The organism is Amycolatopsis kentuckyensis (assembly GCF_002155975.1).
GTDB classification, from domain to species: Bacteria; Actinomycetota; Actinomycetes; order Mycobacteriales; family Pseudonocardiaceae; genus Amycolatopsis; species Amycolatopsis kentuckyensis.
The window spans coordinates 274-5,576 of record NZ_MUMI01000250.1; the positions used below are offsets into that span (position 1 = coordinate 274).

Sequence of the window (5,303 nt, forward strand, 5' to 3'; positions counted from 1 at the left end):
GCGTCGCGGACCTGGCGGACGTAGGTGAAGAACTGGTCGGCCGCGGGCCCGGCCCACACCTGCGCGTCCAGTGCGTCGGTGGAGCTCTTCAGGGAAGCGTTGTGGTCACCGGCGTTCTTGCCCGCCTCGCGGAACTGCGCGGCCGCCGCGGTGATTTTTCCCAAATCGACCTTTTCGACCTGGTCGACCTTCTTCATGAAGGCCGCCCAGTTGTCCGGCGTTCCGGCGCCGCCCCCGTTCAAACCCACTCTGGTGCCCCCGCTTACTTGTCGACGTGCAGTTTCAGGTCACTCGCGCCGACCTGGTCGGTTTCGGCGATCAGGCCGGCGGCCTTGCGCATGGCGAACCCCAGCGCCTCCATGTGCTTGCCCGCGGCGTCGAACTGGTTGTGCACGCCGTCCTTGAACTTGCCGACCGCGCCGTGCGCGTCGCCCGTTTCGTCCATGCCGCCGAAGGGGCTTTCCTTCTCGTGGTCCAGGCCGGTGACCTTCTGCTTGGACTTTTCGAACTCGTCCTTCAGCTTCTCCACCTGGCGGGCCGCGATGGCCATCGAGTCCGGGTCGTAGACAGGCACGGTTCGTCATCCCCTTCGGAAACTTGTCTCCGCCCGATCGGACGTCGTCACGACCAGGACGGTTCCCGCGCTTACTTTATGACTTCCCGAGGGACGCGCGTACGGTTCCCGGCCAACTTCCACCCGGCGGGGATCAGGCCTCCGCGATCAGTTCGCGGATCCGCGTGGCGAGCAGGGCGTTGTCCGCCGGGGTGACGGTGGCCCATTCGCGGCCGTCGCGATCGCGGCCCACCTGGAACAGGTAGCGGCCCGCGTCCGTGTCGAAGAACGCCACCACCCGGCCCGCCCGGTGCACCACGCCGTCGCGCGAGGTGCGTTCCGCGCCGAACTGGCCGCGGGCCTCCTGGCCCAGCAGCATGCCCGAGAGCTCCTGGGCCTGGAACAGCGGTATCCCGCGGTCCTCCAACGCCGTGACCAGCGCCTTCGCGTCACCCTTCGCCGCCGCGTCGGCGGAGGTGACGACGTCGTAGGGCAGGCTGACCGTCTGGCCGATGCCCGGCCCCAGGTCGCCCGCCACCGAGACCGCCGCCTCGGCGAGGCCGTCTTCGGTGGCCGGGATCAGCCAGACCTCGCCGTGGTCCACCACCGCCAGCGCCGCCTGGCCGCGCAGGCTGACCGCGCGGCCGCGGATCTCGCGTTCCGCCCACACCCACACGTCGATCCCGAGCTGCGGGCGCGCCAGCAGGTGCAGCAGGTCGGCGAGCTCGCCGGACACCCGCCGGTTGCGGGCCAGCCGCCGCTCGCTCAGCGACGCCCAGGCCGAGTCGACCAGCTCGCGCCGTTCGGTGGTGGTGGTTCCGTCGCTCGGCACGTCCAGCGCGACGTGCCGGCGGGGCAGTTCGAAGGACTCCCAGAGCACGTCGAACTCGAGGGCCGACAGGACGAGCGACACGGTCAGCGCACATCCCCGCCGTGGTCACCGAGCACGTCGGGGGAAACCATCCGCTGGTCGGCGAACAGGTCCTGGTCGTCGACGCCGTAGCGGCGGACGTGCTCGGCGTCGTCCTCCTGCGGGGCCGCCTCGGACAGGAACTTCGCCTCGCCGGGCTTCTGCTTCGGGCTGATCTGCTCGGACTTCCGCAGGGCGACGGCCTCTTCCTCGGGCAGCTCGCCGACCGGCAGCGGCCGCACCGGGCCCTTCGGCTGGCTCTTGTCGCGCCGCTCACGGTCCTTGTCGCCGCTCAACGCGCCGCCGGCCACGCCCGCGCCGATCGCCGCCGCGCCGGCGCCGATGTCGCCGGGGGTCGCGCCGGGCTTCCCCACGAAGCCGCGTTCGCCGGTGTACTGGCCGGGCTGGAGCGGGGCCTGCGGCATCGCGCCGACCGTGCGGCCCTTGGCCAGCAAGCCGTCCGGGCCGCGGCCGCTGGAGCTGTCGATGCCGGTCGCGCCTCCGGGCGTCCCGCCGCCACCGCCGCCGAGCGACTTGATCGGCGCCGTCGCCGGGGCCGAGCCGGGCGGCTGCGCGCCGGGTGCGCCCGGCGGGCAGAACGGTTCGCCCTGGCCTCCGGTCCCCGGGCCGGGGGTGAAGCGGCCGGACTGCTCGCCGGACGTGCCGCGGCCCGGGGTGTGGACCCAGCCGGGGCCGGGCGACGCCGTCGGCGGCTTCGCGCCCGACGGCGTCGTCGAACTCGGCGTCGTGTGCTGGGCGGGCGGGGCGCCGGCCGCGGCGGCCGAGCTGGTCTGGCGCGGCGGCTGCTGCTGCGCGGGCCGGGACGGCTGCTGGGCCGCGACGCCGTAGGCCGGGGTCGGCGGATCGGCGTGCACGGTGTGGGACACCGGCTGCACCACCGGCGGGTCGACGTGCACCGAGCGGACCTTGTCCGAAGCCGGCTTCACGCCGCCGTCCGGCGTCACCGCGACCGCGGCTCCGGCGACGTCGAGCACGCCCGGCGTGATGCCCGGGGCGGCCAGCTTCAGCGACTCCGGGTCGGACAGCGCCTGCGTCGAGAGCAGGTTGGTGCCGCTCTGCTGGGCGTACTCGTTCAACGCCTGCTGGGCCTGGGCCTTGGCGTCGTTCGCGGCCTCGACCTGCCGGGCGTGGTCGGTCTCGAAGCCGATGAGGCTCACCAGGCCGTCGGTGAGGGTGAAGCCGCCCGCGCCCTTCCGGACCGTCTCGGCGTCCGGCAGCTTGTACTTGGTGCGGTTGAAGGCCTCGCCCTGCTCGAACACCATTTCCGCGGCGTGCGCGACCTTCGTGGTGGCGTCCTGGGAGAAGCCGGCCTGCTCGGTGAACACCTGGCTCGCCGCGCCGCCGGCCTGGCTCTGCCATTCGACGCCGAGTTCGAGCAGCTGCGCGCGCAGCGTCTGGTCGGTGTGGGCGAGGGCGGTCGCGACGGCCTTCAGCGCGTCGACGGCGGTGCCGATGCTGCCGGTGCCGTCACCGTTGACCATCCGCGTGATCTGGTCGGCGATCGCGGTGTTGGTCCAGCCGTCGAACCGGTGGTTCTGGATCCCGGCCGCGAGCTCGGAGAATTCCACGCGCCCTCCCTAGTTGCGTGCTTTCAGGGACTGCAGCGCCAGGTCGGCGGCGTGCGCCGACATGTCGCACAGCTGCGGCTGCGTGAGCTTGCCGCGGGTGATGGCGAAGGTCTGGACGGCGAGCGTCTGCCCCTTCGCGACGCCGACGAGGGTCTCGCAGTCGGCCGGGTCGCCGGCCGCGCGGTAGTTCGTCAGCGCCGGGTAACCACCGAGGATCTTCGGCTCGGTGGTCATGCTGTTCTTCTTGCGGTTTCCGGTGATCCACTGGTCGAGGTCCGCCGACACCGCCCGCACGTGGTAGGAGTGCACCGGCTCGGCGCCGTCGGCGTCGAACACGCAGGTCGGGCCGTCCTGCTCCGGCGCCTGCCGCGGGAGGCTGGTGATCTTCAGCGAGTCGAGCTGCACCTGCGCGAAGATCTCGCAGAGGGTGACACCCTGCAGCGAGAGGTCGGCGGGCCGCTGCGGCAGCTGGGCGGCCTTGGCGCTCTGCGACGCGGCCGTGGCGGCCGTCTCGACCGGGTAGGGCGTGCCTTCGGTGCCCGCGGAGCAGCCGGCGAGCGCCGCCGTCGCGAGCACGCCTCCGGCGATCCGCTTACGCACCGTGCTTGCCGCGGTCACCGAACACCGCCGCCTTCTCCTCTTCGCTGACCTTGTAGTCCTTCGCGGCTTCGCGCAGCTGCTCGACCAGGCGCTTGAGGCCGGCGACGTATTCGCGGACCTGGCCGGCGTAGGAGCGGTCGCCGTCGGCGATCAGGGTGTTCCAGGCCTGGACCGACTGCGTGCTGATCACGTCGGCGGACGGCGCGTCGATCCGCAGCTGGCCGAGCCGGGTCAGCAGCTGGTCTTCGAGGGCGTTGGCCTGCTCTTCGACGATCCGGGCGACGTCGAGGAGCTTGTCCGGGTGGACCAGGACGTCCGCGGCCGCCGGTGCCACCGGGACGGCCGAGCTGAGGTCGTACGAGGGTCCTGACATGCTCTCCCCTGACGTCATACGGACAGTGACCGGCCGGCTCCCGTCGAGGCTACCAACGTGGGTGTGGCAGCAGCCTGAGTTTGGACGAAGAGTGTGCCCGGCTGGTTCCCCCGATCCGTGGAATCAGGCGCGCTGTTTCGCCGTCGGGGCGCCGACCTCGCCGTTCGCCGCCTTCAGCGCGATGTCCGTGCGGTGGTGGGAGCCCGCGAGGTGGACCTTCTCGACGGTTTCGTAGGCGTGCTTGCGCGCCGACTTGAGCGTCTTGCCGGTGCCGACGACCGAGAGCACGCGGCCACCGGAGGAGACGACGGCGCCGTCGTCCCGGCGGCGGGTGCCGGCGTGCAGGACGCCTTCGAGCTCGGCCCCGGTGATGACGTCACCGGTGCGCGGCTTGCCCGGGTAGCCGTCGGCGGCGATCACGACGGTGACCGCGGCACCGCCGGACCACTCCAGCGGCGGGTGCTCGGCGAGCTTGCCGGTGGCGGTGGCGTGCATGAGCCCGGCGATCGGGGTGCGCAGGAGGGCCAGCACGACCTGCGTCTCCGGGTCGCCGAAGCGGCAGTTGAACTCGATGACCTGCGGGCCTTCGGAGGTCAGCGCGAGGCCGGCGTAGAGCAGGCCGGAGAAGGACGCACCGCGGTTCACCAGCTCGTCGGCGACCGGCTGGACGACCGTCTCGACCAGCTCGTCGACCAGGTTTTCGGGCGCCCACGGCAGCGGCGCGTAGGCACCCATGCCCCCGGTGTTCGGGCCGGCGTCGCCGTCGCCGACGCGCTTGAAGTCCTGCGCGGGCAGCAGGGGGACGACGGTGTTGCCGTCGACGAAGCAGAACAGCGAGGCTTCCGGGCCGTCCAAAAAGGACTCCAGGAGGACCGGGTGGCCGCCGTCGAGCAGCATGATGGCGTGCTTGCGAGCGACGTCGTAGTCGGTGGTGACGACGACGCCCTTGCCGGCGGCGAGGCCGTCGTCCTTGACGACCCAGGTGGGGCCGAAGCGGGCGAGCGCGGCATCGAGGCGGGCGGGGTTGTCGACGACCTCGGAGCGCGCGGTGGGCACGTTCGCGGCGGCCATGACGTCCTTCGCAAAGGCCTTCGAGCCCTCGATCCGAGCGGCGGCGGCGGACGGGCCGAAGCAGGCGATGCCGGCCTTGCGCACGGCGTCGGCAACCCCGGCGACGAGCGGCACCTCGGGCCCGACGACGACGAGGTCGGCCTGCCAGCTCTTGGCGAGCCCGGCAACGGCCTCGGGATCGGCGGCTTCGACGCCGAGCTGCTCGGC

6 protein-coding genes and 1 pseudogene are annotated in these 5,303 nt (G+C 72.4%); all 7 read right to left on the reverse strand.

Annotated features, from left to right (window positions below):
• Positions 1-248 (reverse strand): annotated as a pseudogene (locus tag CCN39_RS51875) (WXG100 family type VII secretion target); the annotation flags it as partial.
• 14 nt (positions 249-262) lie between these two features.
• Positions 263-574, reverse strand: coding sequence for a hypothetical protein (locus tag CCN39_RS23870; protein ID WP_086845483.1), 312 nt, complete (start codon positions 572-574; stop codon positions 263-265).
• Between the two features lie 133 nt (positions 575-707).
• On the reverse strand, positions 708-1,466 hold the full coding sequence (locus tag CCN39_RS23875) for an ESX secretion-associated protein EspG (protein ID WP_086845485.1): 759 nt from the start codon (positions 1,464-1,466) through the stop codon (positions 708-710).
• A gap of 2 nt (positions 1,467-1,468) precedes the next feature.
• The gene (locus tag CCN39_RS23880) at positions 1,469-3,052 is read right to left on the reverse strand and encodes a hypothetical protein (RefSeq protein ID WP_086845487.1); all 1,584 of its coding nucleotides are present in this window, start codon (positions 3,050-3,052) and stop codon (positions 1,469-1,471) included.
• Between the two features lie 9 nt (positions 3,053-3,061).
• Entirely contained in the window at positions 3,062-3,628 is a 567-nt protein-coding gene (locus tag CCN39_RS23885; protein ID WP_086845489.1) for a DUF3558 domain-containing protein, read from the reverse strand.
• Between the two features lie 16 nt (positions 3,629-3,644).
• Positions 3,645-4,025: a hypothetical protein gene (locus CCN39_RS23890; protein WP_208630339.1), complete on the reverse strand. Its 381-nt coding sequence runs from the start codon at positions 4,023-4,025 to the stop codon at positions 3,645-3,647.
• 123 nt (positions 4,026-4,148) lie between these two features.
• The coding region (purD, locus tag CCN39_RS23895; protein WP_086845491.1) for a phosphoribosylamine--glycine ligase at positions 4,149-5,303 on the reverse strand (1,155 nt) is incomplete at its 5' end.